This is a genomic window from Fibrobacter sp. UWP2 (assembly GCF_900141705.1).
In the GTDB taxonomy this organism is placed as follows: domain Bacteria; phylum Fibrobacterota; class Fibrobacteria; order Fibrobacterales; family Fibrobacteraceae; genus Fibrobacter.
On the sequence record NZ_FQYM01000012.1, the window covers coordinates 1 to 20,177 of the forward strand.

Sequence of the window (20,177 nt, forward strand, 5' to 3'; positions counted from 1 at the left end):
TGCTTGGTGTTTTTTTGCTGAACCAAATTTACAAGTTGGAGACCACCTTTTTCTTTTTGGTTGCAGAAATTTCAACTAACTTTGGGGCATCTTCCAAGCGAGCCCACCAACGACTTTTCCATCACCTGCACTCCGACCGAACCCACAGTCAACCTGGAAGACGACGTCCACTGGAAGCTCTCGTCATACGACCTTCCAGCCGTCGAAATCGCCGCAGCGACATTCAGCTGGACTTTCGACGACGGGACTCCCAAAACAGCAAGTTCTTCCGACGCATATGTTTCCTACACAACTCCTGGCAAAAAAACGGCCACACTCACGGTGTCGACAAAAAAAAGCGGAACCGCCACAACCAGTTGCTCAGTAATTATACCCAGCAATCCCATCACCGACTGCCAGTGCACAGCAGAAAAACGGTCCATTGACATCAAAACGGGAGGGAATGCAAAATGGCAGATTTCGGGTTGCAAGTCATCAAAAGACATCATTAACTACACCTGGGAAGGAGCGGGCGTCGCCGGAAACGGTGAATCGGCAACGGCAACCTTTACCAACAAGGGCGACATTTTGGCCCCGACGGTCACTGTAACGAACGAGGAGTACGGGATAGCAAAAGTCTCGTGCCCCGCTGTCACGGCGACCGATTCCGACACCCCCGACTACCTTTTGGATTTCAATGATTCCTTTTCAACTGAACGCATTAAAGTTCCCAGCGGAGCTTGCATCCAAATCCACGGGAGCTGGAGTACTCAATATTTCACACCGAAGCTTAACGTTACATGCGAATACAGTTCCTCGACTTACGACTTTGTAATGAAATTGTCCCATGAAGACAAAAACATAGACTGCCTCGGGAGTCTATTCTCAAGGTGCAGCATTTCTATCGGCACCGTCTCACTGGGCGAAAACGACTTTGGCGAAGTGTGCGTCACCATTTCTCCCGAAGACGGCACCCTCGCCAGCTGTATACTGGAACTTTAATAAAGCAAAAATCCCGCCACATTACGTGACGGGATCATTTTTAATAGCAAAAAAAACTAGAACAGCTTCTTGGCATCGGTAATTTCGCCGCCCTTCTCGTGGAAGAGCACGAGGGTACCGCCGTCCACCTTCACAAAGATGTCCTTCAAGGTGTTTACGACCTTGGATTCGTCAAAGCCAATCTCGTTCTTGGCTGTTTCGCCGATCACGATGCCGAAGTTCACCATGTCGGGAGAGCTAAAGCGCAGGTACTTCAAGAGGCCAGCTTCATCCTCCACGAGGTCGGTCGCGGTCAAGCGTTCAATCTCTTGCGGGTCGCGCGTGCTCACCGAGAGCGGGAACATGCTTTCGCCAACGGTCTGCTTGGCGTTCAGGTAGAGGGTGTTCCCCACCATGAGGCTAATGGAATCGTCAAGCACCTGGCGCACTTCGATAATCACGTCGCACTGGGCAGACATTTCCTGGATTTCGAGCTTGGAGGGGCCGCAGGCGACAAGCGCCGCAGAGAGGATTGCCGCGAAGGCCACAAACAGTTTTTTCATCTTCATTCCTTGTTTTGGGGTTAATGAACCAATTCCAGCGAACAATATACAAAAGCGTGCAATCACTTCGCGAGGATCGCGAGGGCTTTTTGTATCAAATCGGGTGAAAGTTTAAAGATTTCGCTCAATTTCTCGACACGGACGCCTTCCTCAAGCCTCTCCATGCGCGAACCGTTCGCATCGCGGGTCACGAGGTTCCCCTTTTGGTAGTAATACTGGATTCCGTGTTCGCGATCCAGGCGGTTGAGCACAGGGTAAGTCATCATCTCGCGGTAAAAGCTCTCGCTCCAGTGCAGCTTGAATTCCTCCACGGAGACTCCCGCAAGCGGGTACTCAAAGCGGAGCTTCATCGGTGCCGAGAGTCGACCGTCGGCATGCAGCGTGCCGCCCGTCCAAAGTTCCAGGGCGTCCTCGGCGGGCCGCACCAGGCGCACGCAGTTGGGCACCAGCGGGAACAGGGATTCCCCCGCGCCAAACGGCTTGGGGAGCGGGAGTGGGAGCGGTTCAAAAATCAGGTAGCCCGGATCGAAGAGATACGAGGTATGGAGTATGAGGTCGTCGGCCTTCGGCTGACTTTGAGGTAAGACAAGAGCGCAGTGGATGTTCTTCTCTTTTCGCTTGTGGCCCATCACCAGCCGCGGCTTTAAGCCCAGGTCCACAAAGCTCTGGTACAGGTGCCACGTCATGCTAAAGCAAGTGCCGCCGCCCATCCAGGTGTCAATGTCGTTCTGGTCGCTATCGTCCAGGTTGCGCGCCGCCGAGGCACTCCCCGTCGCATCGAGGCGTATTATTTTCGTGAGATTCTCGTATGTCACGTTCGAGAGACTGTTGCACAGGTCTAGAATCTTTTGCCAGGTCACCGGTTCCATATTACAAAGATAAAAAATACCTAACCAGCTTCGTCATCCTAAATGAACCCTAGCCCCTGCAAGGGGATAGGGAAAGTGAAGGACCCAGGTTTGAATAGCGGGACTGGATTCTTCGAGGCTTCGCCTCTCAGAATGACGTATTCCGCACTCATTTACTATATTATGCGCATGCTTGGAATAGAACAGAAAAAAGGAAACGACACTCACCTTTGCGGCCGCATGATTGCGTACGCGAGGATCCTCCCCTCCCCGGAGATGGACGGGAGCAGCACGCCCTTTGACGACCTGATCAAGAACGGGTTGCTCGCTCTCGAGGGCGACTTTAGAGCCGCGCCCCAAACGCCAAGCCGCAAAATGCTCAACAGCGCCATGGACGAAAAACTCAACAACATGCTCGCCACCATGGAAGAGAACGGCATGGAGATCCCCGAGAACCTCGATGTGGAAGCACTGCGCGAACGCCTGCACGAGCTCAACAACATGGAAGTCATCCCCATCCCGGCACGAATCGGGAACTTTGAATCCGAGGCCGACATTTTAAACCAGGACGCCGACATTTACTACGTGGGCGAATTCCTCGGCGCAAACCAGGCGCACTTTTGCCTCACGACGCTCCCCATCTTTTACCAGGCCAAGTACCGCGAACAGGCGCGCGTCCAGGAGGCGGCGCTCCTCAACGAGATGCTCGCGCAAATGGAATCCAGCGATTTTGTGGACGCCGACACCCTCGAAAAAGACACCGAGGAACTGTTCCCCGACGGAGTCACGCTCAACACCTTCGTAGGCGACCTCTCCAAACTTTTGAACATTCGCGTCATCCCGTTTTTGCTCGCCTGCGAAACCGACAGCGAATACGAAACGCAAATCGGGCTCTTCTATAACTTTATGAAGGACTACCCGCAGCAAATCGACGTTTCGCGGGTGGACCACGCCATCCGCAAGCTGCGCAAGCAAAGCGACAACCAAGCCGCGCGCACGCTCCTGGAACTGAGCTGCAAAAAAATCAACGCCATCTACAGCGAAAACACCAAGGCCGCCGAAGAACTCGAGGCCAAAATCGAAACGCTCTAGCCTCTTGAAACCGTCAACAGCACGGCCCCGAGCAAAATGACGGCAGTCGACATCACGAGCGTCGTGCGTTCCCTGCGGGTCGCATATTCGCCAAACGCGAACACGCCCCACAGCTGGTTCACCACCAGGTTCAACTGCAAAAGTGGGTAGCCAATGGCGTAGCCAAAAAATCCGTCCTCGGCAATGGCCCAAAAAATGGCGAGTGTACCGAACATCCAAAGGACACCCGCCAAAACGGCGAAGAGCGTGGGGACCTTGGGGAAACCGAATCCCTTGCCGCGCTTGAGCGTCATGACCGCGACCAGAACGAGGCTCGTGACACAAATGCCAAGCGCAAACGGCATCAAAAAATCCATGTCGGCAAGTCCACTGAACTTGAAGGGAATCAAGTAAGTGCCGAACACCGCGCCCGAGAGCAGCGAGCGCCAGTTCTTCAAAATGGACTGCTGCTTGGGAGTTTGAATGTAGATGCCGCCCAGCATGCAGGCAATAGCCGGAATCGAAAAATAAAGCTGAGTCGGTTCGCGAAAGAGCACCACGCCGGTAATGAACGAGAGCAAAATGCTCACGCACATGGAGCGAAGCCCCGTGCCCGCGAGGTCGGCCTCGGCCTGCACCGCCCAAAAGCAGAGCGCCCCGCCAATGACCCAGATGGCACCGCAAAGGAGCCCCACCGGCGCGAGGCTAAAGTGCCCGGTAACGGCGGCAATGGAGAGCGAACAAAGTAACGCACCTACCGACATGGCGGCAAGGAACGCCCAGGAGGAATACTGCGGCCACTTTTTGAGCGGCACCATGTAGGTACCGAACGCAAAGATCCCAACAAACACACCCAGAACGCTTAACGCACTACTTTCCAATGCAGAACCCCGCAAAAATTGACTGTAAAATATCCTCGGACGAAATTTCGCCCGTAATGCTCTGGAGCGAGCGGCGCACCAGCTGCATTTCAAAAGCTAACAATTCCACTGCCGGGCTTGTACGGATCAGGTCCAGCGCGCGGTCAATTCCCTTCAAAGCTTCCTCGAGGCAAGCCTTTTCGCGTTCGCTTGTAATCCACAAGTCCTCGGTGTTTTCGGTTGACTTGAAAAGGCGGGCGTTCATCTCTTTAGAGAGCTCCTCGAGCCCGTAGCCCGTCTTTGCCGAAACGGCTATGGATGGCGCGGCCAGGGATATGCCCTCGGCATTGGGCAACCCACCCACCAGGTCCTGCTTGCTCAACACAACCAGGTCGGGGTTGAACTCCTGCTCCGCATCGGCCGCAGGGAGGCTTCCGTCCACCACGCAAATCTTGAGGTCGGCTTCTTCTAGGACCTCCCTGCTCTTTTGCATGCTCAAGGCATCCAGGGCGTCGGTCGCCGTGGCGGCAATGCCAGCGGTATCGACCAGCCTAATTTCGCCACCCGCCAAAAAGAGCCGCACTTCCACAAAGTCGCGCGTCGTTCCCGGGACGCTGCTCACCAAAATGCGGTCCTCGCCCAAAAGCGCGTTCACCAGGCTCGACTTTCCTGCGTTGGGGGCGCCGTACAAAACCGCGAGTGGGATTCTCGAGACCGAGGCCTTGCTGCGGAAGCTCTTGAGAATGCTCTCCACGTTCCCGCGGATGGCGGCAAGCTTGCCTTCCCAGCCGGCATAATCGGGGTCGGCCTCCTCTTCGGCAAAATCCACGTCCAATTCCAAACGCGCCGAGATGTCCTTAATTTGTTCGGTAAGGAGCTTCACTTTTTTGGAGAGGGCGCCGCTCAGCAGACGGTGGGCGTTTTTTAGCTCGGCTCGGTTTGCGCTGTGGATTACGTCGGCAACAGACTCCGCCTGCGAAAGGTCCATCTTGCCGTTCAAATAGGCGCGGCGCGTGAATTCCCCGGGTTCCGCCAAGCGCACTCCCGGCACCCGCCGTATCGCCTGCATAAGTTCGCGCACAATCAGCGGGTTCCCGTGCGGGTACAGTTCCAGCACGTCCTCGCCGGTGTAGGAATTCGGGCCTTCAAAAAACAGGTAAAGCAGCTGGTCAATGACTTCGCCGCGGCATTCCTCGGCATCGCCCTCTTTCAAGGTGCTGCGGGCAGTCCCCAGGGCGGCACGGCGCGGTTCCAAATCCGCGGCGGCGCGTTCCCCAAACAGAGCCCGCACCACATCGCGCACGCGAGAACCGCTCACGCGGAGCGCGGCAACGGCCGAAACCCCGGCCGGGGTCATGGGGGCGACAATCGTCTGGGAATCCATAGGCTCAAATTTAGAATTATATTTACAGGCATATGTCAAAATTCAAGATTATTGCAAAAAATATAAGCGACATCACGTGCCACGCCATAGTCCGTGACGACGGTTGCGAATTCGAAGTCTTTACCGGCTACGGTGCTGGACTCAACGCCTGGCGCGTGCCCGCGGGCAGCACCAAGCTCGACCTTCTGTTTGGCTACCGCGAAGGCGACGACGTCTACAAAATCGGCCCCGACACCAATGCCGGCTGCAGGCTCTGCCCATGGCCCGGACGCACCGCCTACGCCAAGTTCACCTGGGAAGGCAAAACCTACCGGCTTACAAACAACGTAAGCTGGGCGCCGCACGCCCTCCACGGCTTTTTGCAAAACAGGCCCTGGCAATTCCAAAGCTTTGAAAGCGATTCCAGCAAGGCCGTCGCCGTATTCACCTGCGATTGGCCGGGCGACTTTGGCGGATTCCCCTTCCCGTTCCACGCCGAGAACCGCGTGACCTTCACCGGCGAAAGCTATACGGTGCAGTCCAGCGTCAAGAACATCGGCAAGGCACCCATGCCCTATTCCGAGGGCTGGCACCCGTATTACTCCATGGGCGAAAAAATCGACGGAATCACCATGACACTCCCACCCTCCGAATTCTCGGAACTCGACCCGGCGGACATACCCACGGGCAAAACCCACCCCGACACCCGTTTTGTAAAAGGACGCGCCATTGCCGACGAGTTCATCAACGACTGCTTTTGCTTGGACGACAAGGCTACAGACGCATCCGACGGCTCGGCACACGTTTTGCTCTCCGGTAAACACGGCAACCTCACCATTTGGCAACGCCCCGGGAAAAACGCCTACAACGCCATCCAGATTTACACACCGCCCGACCGCATGAGCATCGCCATCGAACCCATGACCGCCGCCCCCGACGTGCTGAACCACCACAAAGGGCTCATCGTTCTTGCCCCCGGCGAAACGGCCTCCTTTGAATTCGGCGCCAAGTTTCTTAAATAATGCTTACAAAACGCAAAAATTCGCCCAATTTCGATATTTTTTACGTTTAGAATCTTTCAACACTTTTCCCGCCCCGTCTCAAAAAAACGACGTTTTTAGGGGTATTTAAACATATTTTAAAAGCAGTCAAAAACAGGAGTGTATCCATGGATGTTAAAAAGTTTTTAGTCGCCTTCGGCCTCGCCGCAACAACCGCAACATTCGCAGCCCAGTACGAAGCCGAGGACGCGACCCTCGAAAACGGGGCTACCGTCTCGAGCAACGCGAACGCCTCCGGCGGCAAGTTCGTCGAAATGAAGGCCGGCGATATTACGTTCAACGTGACCGCCGAAACCGCGGGCAAGTACACGCTGAACGTGCGCTACAAGGCCGGCAGCGAAAAGACGAACCACATCGTGGTGAACGGTTCCCAGTCGGGCGACATGGTGTTCGCCACCGCCACCGCCTTCACCGACAACAAGACTGCCATCACGCTCAAAGCGGGCGCCAATACCATCGCTATCACCAATTTCTGGGGATGGATTGACGTGGACTACATCGAGATTACCGAATACGAGAACGTCGCCTTCAACATCTGCAACGCGCCCGTCACACCGAACGCGACCGAGAGCGCCGTCAAACTCTACAACTTCCTCGTGAACAACTTCCAAAAGAAAGTCATCTCGGGCATCATGACCGGCGACATGACGAACTACACCGCCGGCGCCGCGTTCGACACGCACCCCGACGTGGCCGATATCTACACCCGTAGCGGCAAAAAGCCCGCCCTGGTCGGCCTGGACTTCCTCTTTGCCACCGGCCCCAACGCAAGCGGCAGCTGGAACAAGGAATACACCGACAAGGGAATCGCCCTTGCCAAGGACCTCTGGAAGAAGGGCGGCATCCCGGCATTCACCTGGCACTGGAAGGACCCCCTCGACGAAGTGGACGCCTTCTACGCGAACCAGAACGCCGCCGGCGAAGGAAAGGAATACACCACGTTCGACTTTACCGAAGCATTCGTGAAGGGAACCACCTCGTGGGACACGCTCTCTGCCGCCTACAAGGGAATCATCGCCGACATTGACTACATCTCCGAATACTTCCTCGACCTGCAAAAGGACGGCGTCGCCGCCATCTTCCGCCCGCTACACGAAGCCGGCGGCACATGTTTCTGGTGGAGCACGCACTCGGGCAAGCAATTCGCCGCCCTCTACCGCCTGGTTTACGAACGCATGGTGTTCAAGAACGGCGTCAAGAACCTGGTGTGGGTATTCAACCCGCAAACTGCGAACCTCACTGACTGGAACCCGGGTGAGACCTACTACGACGTACTCTCCATCGACATCTACAATAACGACAATGACAACTCCAGCAACGCCGGCGCCTTTGACGATTTCAAGGCAAAGTTCGGCGTGAGCAAGGTGCTAGCCCTCTCCGAGAACGGTCCCATCCCCGACATCACCAAGATGGAAGAAGATCAGGCGATGTGGAGCTGGTGGATGCCGTGGTACAGCACCTGGGGCGGCAAATGGCCCGGCCAGACCTCCAACGAAGTCTGGAAATCCAACATGGAAAACGAGAAGGTCCTCACCATCGATAAAATGCCCGGCTGGGATAACTACACCGTGGCAAATAGCGGCACGCAGACCTGCAAGACGGCAAGCGAAGGCGCAAACTTTGCGGCAGACACCTCCAAGGCAAACGGCGCAAAAGACTACAAGATGCAGGTCACGTATTCCAACCTGACCACGGACGGAGCCCTCATCAACTTCACGAAGCTCCCGGACCTCTCCGCAAGCAAGTCCATCTCCGTCGACATCCAGGTGAACGGTTCCAGCACCGCAGCGGAAGGCGCATGGATTGGCCTCGCCTTCGTTAGAAACGGCATGGAAGACAAAGCCTGGACCTGGGAACAGTCCTTGAGCGACGGCTGCTGGATTGAATTCGGCGGTTCCAAGAACTGCACGTTCGACATCACGACCTACAAGGACGATGACGGCGTCGAACACCCGATTGACGTGGACAACCTCTTCTCCGTCGTGTTCGTCTTGAGCGCCGAAGGCTTCACGGGCAACATCACCTTCGACAACATGGTGACGGACGACGAAAAAATCGTCTCGGCGTTTGACGCCAAGAAGGACCTCTTCAGCGTTTCCGAAGGGAGTGAGGACTTCGTGAAAGCCATCGCCCTCGTCGAGGAAATCCAGGAACCCTCGGCCATCAGGACCGTTGCCGCCAAGGCTAGCTCCGCTAGGTTCTCTGTGCAGGGCGGCAGCATCATGCTTGCCACCTCCACCTCGGGCAACGTGGCTGTCGACGTATTCGCCATGACAGGCAAGCACGTGGCCACCCTCTTTAACGGAAATCTTGCCGCAGGCACTCACGCCTTCAGCCTTGCCGACATGCCCAAGGGCCAGTACATCGTACGCGTCAAGGGCAATGGAATCGCTGCCACGCAACCGGTGAAGATCCGCTAATCTCGAGTTTCTTTTACTCCATTCCATAGCCGCAAAACCCTCCCGTTTTGCGGCTTTCTTTGAAGTAAAAAAAACGTTCCCGTGTCCGCGAACACTTGACTTTGATTTTATGGAATATATTTTTAGAAGGACTGGAAAAAACAGCCAAAAACAAATGTGTTTGGGCCCCGCAAGGGACTTTAGGGAGATAAAATGAATAAAATAGCAAAGGCCACCATCGCGGTCTCTTTACTCGGCGTAACCGCGTTCGCCGAACCCACCATCTACGAAGCCGAAAAAATGGAAGGCCTGCCCTCGACAGCGACTGTCGTCGACAGCACCGGCTATTCCGGCGGCAAGTACGTGAACCCGGGATCGACTCCGCTCACGTTCAGCATCGACATCAAAGAGACGGCCCTCTACGACATCGCGGTCGCCGTGCGCATCAAGCAGTATGACTGGACCACTTCCAAGATTCTCGTGAACAACGTGGAGGTCGGCTCCGCCCTCACCAACCCGCGCAACTGCGACTCCAACTACGTGGTCGCGACCATCGCCAAAATGAAGGCGGGCAAGAACACCGTGACGGTCGGGAACGGCGCCATCGGCGTCGACTACCTCTCCATCGAAAAGCACCCCGATTTAGAGTTCAAAATCAGCGCCACCCCCGTGACGCCGGGAGCAACGCCCGAGGCTCAAAAAGTCTACTCCTTCCTGGTCCAGAACTTTGGCAAAAAGACCTTGAGCGGCATGATGATCAGCGACCAGAACTTCAACTACGATTACGCCAACATGAAGCTGATCCCGCCGGGAGGCTGCACGCCGCAAGACTCCTGCAAGTACAGCGACGAAGAAGTCTCCTGGAAAGGACAAACCGACATCAAGACCTTCTACGAGTATAGCGGCCACTACCCCGCCATTGGCGGCTTCGACATGCTCTTTGCGGCAGGCGGCCACAGCGACGAAGGCTGGTTCAAGGGCTATTCCGAGAACAACCTGCTCATGGCCAAGGAACTCTGGGACATGCACGGCATCCCCACTTTCACCTGGCACTGGAAAGTGGGCGAAGACACCGTATTCTACACGCAGAACAACGGCTTCCGCAATGCGGGCTGCACCGAGGGCGTGCGCGGCACTGCCGAGAACAACACCTGCTTTGACTACCGCAAGGCATTCAAGGATTCCACCTGCAAAGACGTGGACACGGGTTCCAAGGTATACAAGGATATTGTTGGCGACATCGACAAGGTATCCGCCCTCTTCCAGGTACTACAAGACCAAAACGTGCCGGTGCTGTGGCGTCCGCTCCACGAGGCGAGTGGCGGCTGGTTCTGGTGGGGAGTCGCGAGTGCCGAGTGTTACGTACAACTTTACAGAATTGTGTACGACCGCATGGTCAAAACCAACGGGCTCAAGAACCTCATTTGGGTTTGGAACATCAACACCGACCCCGCATTCGGTTACGATTACAACGCCCTGAACGCCGCCTGGTACCCGGGTGACGACTACGTGGACGTGGTGGGTGTCGATATTTACGACCCGCTCTTGGACCACAATTCCGCCGCCAACTACTTCAACAAGATTGCAAGCGACGTGGGAACAAGCAAGCTCATCGCCCTCACCGAGAACGGCGCCATTCCCGACATCGACAGCATCGCCGAAGACAAGAGCTATTGGAGCTACTGGATGACCTGGAGCCAGACCTGGAATGGACAATTCCTCGACAAGACTCCCAAGGACATGTGGAAACGCAACATGGAAGACGAGCGCATCGTAGCCATTGAGGACTTGCCGGACTGGGGCTCGATCACCACGGCATACAAGAACCGCGCCAGGGCGGTGCGCGACGCCGGTCCGTTCACGCTCTCGGCAAATGGGACGACCCTCTCCGTCACGGTCCCCACTGGCAACGTGAACATCGCTGTTTACGACATGCTGGGCCACTTTGTGGTGCAGCTGAACCGGGGGATTCTCCCCAAGGGAACCTACAGCTACAGCCTGGAAAGCCTTGCCAAGGGAAGTTACGTAATCCGCGCCAAGGCGGGCGCAGAGTCTCGTATAGAAATGCTCCGCGTCAAATAGCGGGGCACCCCTTTTTCGCTAATTTCTATATTGCTCTTATATGAGCGAAAAACACCCTCTTTACTTTACCATCCACGGTCACTTCTACCAGCCACCGCGTGAAAATCCCTGGACTGGCGTCATCGAGAACCAGCCCAGCGCACGCCCCTTCCACGACTGGAACGACCGTATCGCCAGCGAGTGCTACAGCCCCAATTCCGCCAGCCGAATCCTTTCGCCGCACGGTAAAATTGTCGACATCGTCAACAACTACGACTACATGAGTTTCAACATGGGCCCGACGCTCATGGGTTGGATCCGTACCAACACGCCCGACACCTACAAGCGCATTCAAGAGGCCGACAAACGCAGCGCCGAACGCCTGAACGGGCACGGCAACGCCATCGCTCAAGTTTACAACCACATCATCATGCCCCTCGCCAGCACGCAAGACAAACGCACACAAATCCGCTGGGGCATCGAAGATTTCAAGTTCCACTTTGGCCGCATGCCCGAGGCCATGTGGCTCGCCGAGACGGCCATCAACTTCGAGACGGTCGTGGAACTCATCAAGGCGGGTATTAAATTCACCATCCTCTCCCCCACGCAGGCAGACAGTTTCCGCAAGTTTGGCGACGAAGAATGGACCGGGTGCAGCAACACCGACATCGACACCACTCGCCCCTACCGCATTTACCCGCGCGACAAGGAAGGTAACCTTGTTTGTGACGGCTACCTGGACGTGTTTTTTTACAACCCGTGGCTCTCTTCGGCGGTCGGTTTCGAGCATCTGCTCCGTGACGCCGGCGTTTTTGGGCGCCGCATCACCGACGCCTGGGACGCAAACCGCGAAGAAGCTCAACTCGTGAGCATCGGGACTGACGGCGAGTCGTACGGACACCACGAACCATTTGGCGACATGTGCGCCGCCTGGCTCTACAACCGTTACGCCCCCGAGAACAACATGGTCCCCGTCAACTATGGTTGGTTCCTCGAAAAATTCCCGCCGCAACACGAAGTGCTCCTCAAGAATTTCCACGGCGAAGGCTGCGCCTGGAGCTGCGCCCACGGTGTAGGACGCTGGTACAGGGACTGCGGTTGCTCAACAGGCGGTGGTCCGGACTGGAACCAAAAATGGCGCGGACCTCTGCGCGACGCCTTCAACCACCTCAAAAAACTCGCCGACGACGTTTATGTCCGCGAGTTCGAAAGAATCTCGGCAATGAACCCGTGGGACGCCCGCAACGCTTACGTCGAGACCTTGGTCGCCCCCGAGGACCAATCCCGTGTGGACCAGTTCCTCCAAAAGATCCTTCTCCATCCCGAGAACACCGACGACCGCGCCAAGGCAATCCGCCTGCTCGACATCCAAAAGTTCTGCCTTTTCAGTTTCACCAGCTGCGGTTGGTTCTTCAACGACATCGAGGGTCTGGAGCCCGTGCAGAACATGCGTTACGCCCTGCGTGCCATGGAACTCCTGGAACCGTTCCTGCCGCTTGGCCACAACATCAAGAGCGAAATCCTGAGCATCCTCGCCCGCGCCACCAGCAATGAACACAAGTGGAACGGCGCCGAGGTATTCACCCGCTACGCCGAAGACGACGTGCCTGTGATCATCAAAGAGATGGCGGAACGCGCCGCCATATTCCACCTGGAATTGGAAGACGGCTACCTCGACAAGGATTCCCGCATTACCGCGACCAAGATTTCGAGCCGTCGCCGTCAAACCCTGGTGCGCACCTCCTACGAGGACTCCCTCATTGGCGAAAAGCGCGTCACCACGAACCTGGTGATTACCGATGCCCTCGGCCGCATCAACATTGTCGCCGCCATGGGAGAAATCGAGCAGAACGGCCTCAAGTTCGTCGAGAACCCGAACATGGGCACCGAAGAACTCAAACGCCTGTTCCCCACCGCCTACGTGGTCCGCATGCGCGACCTCATGAGCGATTCGCTCAAGCGCATCAACACGCTCTCCACGCAAAAGCACCTGACCAATCTCACGGAATCGTTCTCGAATTTCGCCTTGAATCACGGCATTTCCATCGACAGTCTGGCCGACCCCGACCACACGCTGCCCGATACCATGCGCAAGATCCTCTCGCTCGAACTGAACGCCCGCATCCACTATGCCGCGCTCAAGCTGCTCGAGGAGCCCAGCGACGCCCTCGTCAAAGAGATCAAGGACCTTGTCGACGAAGCCAACGCTCTCGACACCAAGCCGAGCTTTGGCGGCACGGGCCGCATGTTCTTCCGCAAGCTCTCGACACTCATCGAGACCGTCGCCAAGAACCTCGACGAATCTACCGTCAAATACATTACCGACCTCATCACCGTCGCCGATTGGCTGCAACTGTACATCGACAAGACGACCCTCGAAAACAAGGTGTTCGGCTTCTACAGGGAATTCAAGAAGTCCCCGACAGGCAAGTTTGCCGCCCTGAAGCCGATGTTCAGCTGGCTCAACTTTGAGGTCGAGAATGTATAAGTTGTCCGAGGTCCCGCTCCTTTCTGCCAAGCAAATCGACGAACGCCTCGAGACTCTCGCGGCCGAAATCAAACCGTATGATTTTGACTGCGTCGTTTCGGTCCTTACCGGTGCTTTCACCTTTACCGCGGACCTTTGCCGTCGCATTGCCACGCCCAAGATGCGCGTAGCCTTCATCAGGGCAGCAAGCTATGGAGCCTCCACAGAATCCAGCGGCACATTGAAAGTCTCCGGGCTCGACAAGATTGACATCAGGGGCAAAAAAGTGCTCCTTATCGACGACATCCTCGACTCGGGCCGCACCATGTTCGAACTCACAAAAAAATTGGCCGATTTGGGCGCCAAGGAGTTCAAAACGTGCGTTCTTTTGAACAAAGAGTCCCGTCACGAAGTCGACATGCACGCCAATTTTGTAGGTTTTAACATAGAGAACCAATTCGTGGTCGGCTATGGCCTGGACTATGCCGACGACTACCGAACCCTGCCCGATATCTGGACACTGGTGGAGGCATAATGGCAAACAACGATTTTGATGACGTAAGGCTCCATGCAACCCAAACGTTCGCCGCCGTCGAACGCCAATACAACAAGATTGGCCGCGGCAAGCGCTTACTCATCAAGGGTGGAGTCTGCCTTCTGTTCTTTATTGGCGGTTTTATCACCTGCAGCGTAATGAACGACGTCCCTACCGAGGGCGTCATCGAAAAAATCGCAGCACAGCCCGACCTCAAGAACAAGTGCAAGGGCCGTTACGACCGCCCTATGGAATACGCCATCATGCACGAGTGCATTTTTGCCAAGGGAACCCCGAGCAACGAAAAAAAACTGGTGCAGCGAATCAACTACTGCACCTGCGCCCTGCAAAGCGTGCAGGCTAAAAAGCCCTACCAAAAAATGTTCGAGAACAACCTGGTCGACTTCACGTTCAAGATCCGTGAAGAGGACCTTTGCCAAGACGACAAGGTCATCCCCACGCTCGACCCCGAAGACGGGCAAAAGAAATAACCATTTGCCCCACCCAACGGACACGGCCTACTTCGCCATGTACTTGCGGAGCACCTTGCCGCCAATCTTTGTGTATTCCACGACAATGACTCGCGAGGCGGGCATGTTTATAGGCTTTGCCGTGCCCGCATAAAGCGCGCGTCCCTGCATATCGAATATACGGAAGAATCCCGCCTCCACCTCGGTCGAGCGGTTCATTGTCAGTATAGCCTGCGGATCCCCGGTGCCGCTGCTGCTTTCTTCGCTGCTACTCGACATCGCAACGCTGCTACTGCTCGAAAGGACCTCGGAAGCGCGCACGCCGAACGTCACGAAGCCGCTCATCCATGTGAGTTCCGAGTTGTCGGTCACGACCGCCACGGCGGAGTATGTCCCGGCGGGCAAATCCGGCACATTCACCGTATACGGGGCTGCCGTCGAGGAACCCACCAAGGTATTGCCCACATAAAAATCGACCTTCTTAACACTGCCATCGGCATCGCTTGCGTTTGCAGTCAGCGTCACTATCTCGCCCGCTTCAAAAGTCTTGCCCGCGGCAGGGGTCGTCATGGCGACCGTCGCCGCCTTGTTGCTCTGTCCGAAAGCCTGGTTGTATTCGGGCATCTTGCCGTAACGGCCACCCACGCCCACGAGGCTCGGGATTTCCTTCGGGAGGTTCGCCACCGTGCGCTTCTCGAAACTGTAACTCGGGTTGAACGTCGCCGCATTCGGAACGCCCTGCGTCACCGTACCGTTGTAGCGATGCTGCTGCTTGGTGCCGCTCCCGAACGTGACTCCGCTAAAGTACACATAGCCGTTGTCGCCCCATTCGGCCAAATAGCCCTGGCCGTTGTCAATGTAGCTGTTCTCGTAGCGCACGTAGGCCTTCGCATTTGCGCTGTGGCCGTTTGCACCCGCAATAAAGAAGCGGTTGTAATCCACGTACTGGTTGTACAGATGAACCTGCGAGCCGTTGCTTTCGCCGGTCACCTTCGGCACACGGCCGTAGGTATTGTGCCAGTAGTTGTTCGCATAAGTCAGGTGGGCATCTTCGACAAGCGCCATGTAGGGGTCGGTTCCCCAGCAGTTGTATTCGTTCGCACCGTCGAAATCCAGGTAGCTAATGGTCGCGTCGTCCACGAATTCCATGTCCATGCCGTCACTGATCCACTTGTAACTGATGTGGTCAGCCCAGAAACCCTTCACATGGTTCGATGCGGAGCCCACTGTCTCGAGGCCATCGCCACCTTCGATCAAGTGCGGGTTTACGTCGTAAATGGCGAGGTTGCGATAGATGTGGTTTCCGGACCCTTCATAACTACGCACCACGATAGAAGCACCGCGCAGATTCGCACCACGGCCCATACCCACGAGGCTCTTGTTGGGTTTGGTGGTAATCCAGTTGCTCCACGCCTGCAGATTGTCCGATTCCTTCACGATTTCGAGTCCGGATTCCCCGAGACTTGCGCAACTATTCTGCTCGAATGCGATGCGGTAGAACTTGTTCGTCTTGCCCGTCACACGGTTCGTCTCGCTGCAGGTCGTGCGGCACCAGGTTCGTCCTTGCTTGTTCGCCTCGGTCACGGCGTTGCGCATCTGCCTGAAGTCGTAAGTACCTTCGGGCACAAGGATTGTCACCGCATCGTTACTCTGCAGGTACTTGCGGATGCTCGCCGAATCGCTCGCGATGACGATGTTTCCTGCATCGCCGCCAGTCGTAGAAGCGCCAAAGCCCTCGGCCTTCACATAAAAGGTGAAAAGCAGTACAGCGACCGGATCCTCTTCGCTCGCGGTCCAAATCCACTTGGACTCCGTCCCGCTTGCAAAGCCGTTCAGGCTGCCACCACTCGGCATGGCCGTATTTGCATAGTTCAGCGTCGTCGCGCCTCCCCATTGGCTCAAATCGCGGCCTTTGTTTTTCCACGAGGCGTTCGAAACCACCGGTTTCGACTTCCAGCCGGAACCGCTGTAATACGACTTGTCCAAGTCATCGATTTGCACCAAGACACCGGGAGCGCCGTTTCCATTCACTCCAACAACAGAAACAGCGTTCTCTCCCGGGAGAAAGGTGAACGGGACAAAGCGCACCCGGCCCGCCTGGTTGTCCTCCGCCAACAGCTCGCCATTCACGTAAAGGCGATAGCCGCCATCGGCCACAATCCAAACGCCGGGGCCTTTTCCCGCATTATAGGTGGCGGCAATGAGCTGCGAACCAACCTTATCCCCGCCACCATAGCTTGCATCCGTAGGGAGCGAAACCACTTCCGATGGCGACACAGCCGCATTGCCTATACCGAACGCGCACACCAAAGACGCGCCGGCCACCCATTTACCCATATCACTTAACTTCATAAATCCACCTTTTTACAGACAACGGGGCAAAATTGCCATTATTCGTCTGATTTGCTAAAAATCTAGCCTCAAAGAGCCCTTTTCGCCACTATTTTCTTGTTCAACCCTATTTTACCGTTGTTCATGGACAACACAAAACACAGGGCACTGCACCGCTTTTATTTTGGCTTTACCTAAATTTAAAGGTATGAGCGAGAAACCGACGCAAAAAAAAGTCTTTGAGTACCTGGACTACCGGGAATTTCTCAAGGACTACTATGCCCAAAAAAAGGCCGCCAATCCGGCTTTTTCGTTGCGCGTATTCTCCGACAAAATCGGTTTCAAGGCCAAGGACTTCATTAGTCGCGTGATGAACGGCGAAAAGAACCTTTCGGACCAAAGCATTCCCAAGGTGGCAAGCGGGCTCAAGCTGAGCAAGCACGAAACGGAATTCTTTATGGCGCTGGTCAGGTTCAACCAGGCCGAGACCATGGAAGACCGCAACGCCGCCTTTGAAGAAATGCAGGCAGTCCTCAAGGTCGTCCGCTTCGCCGAGAAGCAGCACTTGCTGGGGCATTGTCAGTACATGGTCTATTCGCACTGGCGCCACCTCACCATCAGGAGCCTCATCGGCATGTACGGCTTTGACGGCGACTACGACGCCCTCGCCAAGCAGGTGCACCCGAAGGTCACCACCGAAGAGGCCAAGCAATCCGTGCGACTGCTTGAGGAATGCCAGCTGATCAAAAAGGACGCCAGCGGCAAGTACATGCTCACCGAGAGCGCCATCACCACCGGCGACCGCACCTCAAAACTCGCCCTGCGCGGCTTCCACCAGCATTGCCTAAAGCTCGCCGCCGACGCCATCGACCGCGACCCTCCTGGCAAGCGCCACATTTCGGGGCTCACCCTCGGCATTAGCCAAGAAGGCTACGAGCGCATCGTGGAACGCATCAACGCTTTCCGCAAAGAAATCGCCCTCATCGCCGAAGAGGACGAGGGCGCCGACAAGGTGTTCCAAATGCAATTCGCCCTGTTCCAAGTGGGCGGTAAAAAGTAATTCCCTAAAAACCAAAAAGCAAAAGGCCTCCACACGGAGGCCTTTTAGCACTTCTAAAAAAACTACTTCAGAACAATGCGCTGGACTTTAAGTAGCACCCTGCCGACGGTCACGCGCACCACGCGGGCGCCACTGCCCAGGCCCGAAAGGTCGAACCGTCCTTCCGCCCCGTCAAAGCCGTAACGGGTCAATTCGTTGCCTTGCAAGTCGAACACGCGAAGCATCTTTGCCCCAGCGCTCGGGGCTCGCACATTGAGCACACGCCCATCGAGGTCCAGCGAACACGCCGCATTCAGCGAGACTTCCAAAATCGCGGTCGTCGAGGAGCCCCCCTCCATCGAGGAACTGCTGGAGGAAATCGGCCACCAGACCATGCGGGAACTGCTCGAAAGTTCGGCCACGCTGCTCACCGGCTGCACACTACTGGAACTTCTCCACACACTAGTACTGCTGGAACTTGCCACCGCCCAGCTGCTGGAGCTCACGACACTTGCACTGCTACTGCTCACTGGGGCAACGCTACTGCTGCTCGCCAGTTCCGGGCAGCTGTTCACGCCCACCGACTGCTTTGTGGAGAAGCAAACCCGGTCATTGCCGGACTTTAGCATGTTGTACACGTTGTAGCGGCTCGAGAAGGTGGCCATGGTCCTGCGCGGCGGATTCGAGGCGCTGAACTGCTTTGTACCCGAATTGCTTCCGCTGCCAACGAGCGTCGCCGCAAGCGTGTAACGCCGAGCATCGCCCTTGTTGGGGAAGTAGTCCCAGGCATCACTGGTGTAATTGACATACCAAACGTACACGCCGGTCTCGGCGCTTTTGTTGTCAAAGTCGGTGCCCGAGATTTTGGAGTCCCAGCCAATGCCGGGGCGATACTCGATCACATAGAATTCATCCTGATTCGAGGGGTTGGTAATGGAGTACGCCTTGTTCGCATCGATGTTCGGCAAAACATAAACGTCGTCCGATTCCTTAAGCTCCTCGATTTTCATCCAACCCATGGATTCCCTCTCAAAGGCGCTGTACTTGGGAGGCTGACGCCCCTGTCCCCTCGTACTGTAACTATAACCGTTGTACATACCCTGGGTCATTACATCGTACGGCGTTGGCCCAGGGACCCATTCATTCTCGTAGCTCGAATAAAAATCGGGCAGCCCAAGCACGTGGCTAAATTCATGGGTCATGACGCCAATGCCATTGTTCGCGCCCTCGTCCGCCAGCTGCGCAATCAAAAAATACCGTTCGAACTGGTAGCCGTTGTACTTGGTATACCTGTCATAGACCGAGTACCAGTACATGTGCCCCCACATACCCGTATTTTTTTCGGGCCCGGCCATCACAATGCCAAAACCGTCTATCACCTTGTCGCCATCGGCGTCGTATTTGTTGAGGTTGGCGTCGCCTATGGCGGCAGCGCCCGCCTTGACAACCGCCTTCACAAAAGAACCCTCATCGGAGCCCGCCGATGCCATATTGACATTAACCTTCACGGGGACCATGTCGAACGTCGGCCTAAAGATATTATTCGACGATACCTTGAAGTAGTCACGAATGCTGCCGTAATGGGAGTCCTCGGAATAGCCTTCCTTGTTGCACTGGTCGTTGTAAGCAGCGACCTCGGCATCCGAGAAGGTGCGCTCATCGGTGCCGTCGTTCGAGGTCACCAAAAAAACGGGGAATCGGACTTCCCCCTTGGTAAAGGTGAACGGTTCGGGGCGGTACATCACGGGCACCGAAGACTCCTGCGCAGGCACCTTGTGGTTCAACCTGAACCCTTCCATAAGGCGCTTTTGCTGGTCGGGGTAAGCATCTGGATGCTTTTCGCGATGCCTAGCGAGCATCTTGTAAAGATTCTTGGATTTCAAGAACGCCGTCGCCTTTACGGAACGGGCATCCACATTCTCCGCCTTAAATTCCGAAGGTTCCGCATTCTCGTCGGCAAACTTCCTAAAACCGTCCTCGTCCTTCAAAACCAGGTAACCATCGGAAGTCGTCTCATAATGGTAGTTTTCGTCCCCGTGTTCAAAGACCGAGACTACGCTGCCATCCGGCTGCTGTTTTAGAATCAAGAAGGGATTTGCGGGGCGGGCAAACGCCCCCGCACAAAAAACCAAACAAATAAAACCAACTA

15 protein-coding genes are annotated in these 20,177 nt (G+C 56.0%); 9 read left to right on the top strand and 6 right to left on the bottom strand.

From position 1 onward, the window contains the following. The first annotated feature begins 81 nt into the window (after nt 1-81). The gene (locus BUB55_RS07355; RefSeq protein ID WP_073189566.1) at nt 82-981 is read left to right on the top strand and encodes a PKD domain-containing protein; all 900 of its coding nucleotides are present in this window, start codon (nt 82-84) and stop codon (nt 979-981) included. Between the two features lie 56 nt (nt 982-1,037). Here the strand turns inward: BUB55_RS07355 and BUB55_RS07360 are convergent, their stop codons facing one another. Continuing rightward, nucleotides 1,038-1,523, bottom strand: a complete 486-nt coding sequence (locus BUB55_RS07360; protein ID WP_073189654.1) for a hypothetical protein — start codon at nt 1,521-1,523, stop codon at nt 1,038-1,040. A 62-nt stretch (nt 1,524-1,585) separates the two neighbouring features. After that, nucleotides 1,586-2,392 (bottom strand): hypothetical protein, encoded by an 807-nt coding sequence (locus tag BUB55_RS07365; RefSeq protein WP_073189567.1) that lies wholly within the window; start codon nt 2,390-2,392, stop codon nt 1,586-1,588. A gap of 168 nt (nt 2,393-2,560) precedes the next feature. On the opposite strand from BUB55_RS07365, the gene BUB55_RS07370 reads away from it, so the two are divergent. Next, the gene (locus BUB55_RS07370; protein WP_073189656.1) at nt 2,561-3,463 is read left to right on the top strand and encodes a hypothetical protein; all 903 of its coding nucleotides are present in this window, start codon (nt 2,561-2,563) and stop codon (nt 3,461-3,463) included. Here BUB55_RS07370 and BUB55_RS07375 read toward each other — a convergent pair. Together BUB55_RS07375 and mnmE are read right to left on the bottom strand one after the other, a co-directional pair. Next, nucleotides 3,460-4,293: a GRP family sugar transporter gene (locus BUB55_RS07375; protein WP_234971847.1), complete on the bottom strand. Its 834-nt coding sequence runs from the start codon at nt 4,291-4,293 to the stop codon at nt 3,460-3,462. The genes BUB55_RS07370 and BUB55_RS07375 overlap by 4 nt on opposite strands. A 19-nt stretch (nt 4,294-4,312) precedes the next feature. Then, complete coding sequence (gene mnmE, locus BUB55_RS07380) at nt 4,313-5,686, bottom strand: tRNA uridine-5-carboxymethylaminomethyl(34) synthesis GTPase MnmE (protein ID WP_073189569.1); 1,374 nt, start codon at nt 5,684-5,686, stop codon at nt 4,313-4,315. Nucleotides 5,687-5,718: 32 nt separating this feature from the next. Between mnmE and BUB55_RS07385 the strand changes: the two genes are divergently transcribed. The 6 genes from BUB55_RS07385 (at nt 5,719) to BUB55_RS07410 (ending at nt 14,679) form a co-directional block, all read left to right on the top strand. Then, nucleotides 5,719-6,687: an aldose 1-epimerase gene (locus tag BUB55_RS07385; protein WP_073189571.1), complete on the top strand. Its 969-nt coding sequence runs from the start codon at nt 5,719-5,721 to the stop codon at nt 6,685-6,687. Between the two features lie 146 nt (nt 6,688-6,833). Continuing rightward, nucleotides 6,834-9,146, top strand: coding sequence for a glycosyl hydrolase (locus BUB55_RS07390; protein WP_073189573.1), 2,313 nt, complete (start codon nt 6,834-6,836; stop codon nt 9,144-9,146). Between the two features lie 192 nt (nt 9,147-9,338). Beyond that, nucleotides 9,339-11,207 (top strand): glycosyl hydrolase, encoded by a 1,869-nt coding sequence (locus tag BUB55_RS07395; protein ID WP_073189575.1) that lies wholly within the window; start codon nt 9,339-9,341, stop codon nt 11,205-11,207. A 40-nt stretch (nt 11,208-11,247) separates the two neighbouring features. Beyond that, nucleotides 11,248-13,674 (top strand): DUF3536 domain-containing protein, encoded by a 2,427-nt coding sequence (locus tag BUB55_RS07400; RefSeq protein WP_073189576.1) that lies wholly within the window; start codon nt 11,248-11,250, stop codon nt 13,672-13,674. Beyond that, on the top strand, nt 13,667-14,188 hold the full coding sequence (gene hpt / locus BUB55_RS07405) for a hypoxanthine phosphoribosyltransferase (RefSeq protein WP_073189578.1): 522 nt from the start codon (nt 13,667-13,669) through the stop codon (nt 14,186-14,188). Before BUB55_RS07400 ends, hpt begins: the two co-directional genes overlap by 8 nt. Next, nucleotides 14,188-14,679: a hypothetical protein gene (locus tag BUB55_RS07410; protein WP_073189579.1), complete on the top strand. Its 492-nt coding sequence runs from the start codon at nt 14,188-14,190 to the stop codon at nt 14,677-14,679. The genes hpt and BUB55_RS07410 overlap by 1 nt, the downstream gene beginning before the upstream one ends. A gap of 27 nt (nt 14,680-14,706) precedes the next feature. On the opposite strand, the gene BUB55_RS07415 is transcribed toward BUB55_RS07410, so the two are convergent. After that, on the bottom strand, nt 14,707-17,010 hold the full coding sequence (locus BUB55_RS07415; RefSeq protein ID WP_073189581.1) for an Ig-like domain-containing protein: 2,304 nt from the start codon (nt 17,008-17,010) through the stop codon (nt 14,707-14,709). A gap of 187 nt (nt 17,011-17,197) precedes the next feature. Between BUB55_RS07415 and BUB55_RS07420 the strand changes: the two genes are divergently transcribed. Further along, a complete protein-coding gene (locus BUB55_RS07420; protein ID WP_073189583.1) occupies nt 17,198-18,049 on the top strand; it encodes a TIGR02147 family protein in 852 nt (283 codons plus the stop codon). Between the two features lie 62 nt (nt 18,050-18,111). Here BUB55_RS07420 and BUB55_RS07425 read toward each other — a convergent pair whose 3' ends face one another. Next, a complete protein-coding gene (locus BUB55_RS07425) occupies nt 18,112-20,160 on the bottom strand; it encodes a M6 family metalloprotease domain-containing protein (protein WP_073189585.1) in 2,049 nt (682 codons plus the stop codon). Nucleotides 20,161-20,177 lie beyond the last annotated feature (17 nt).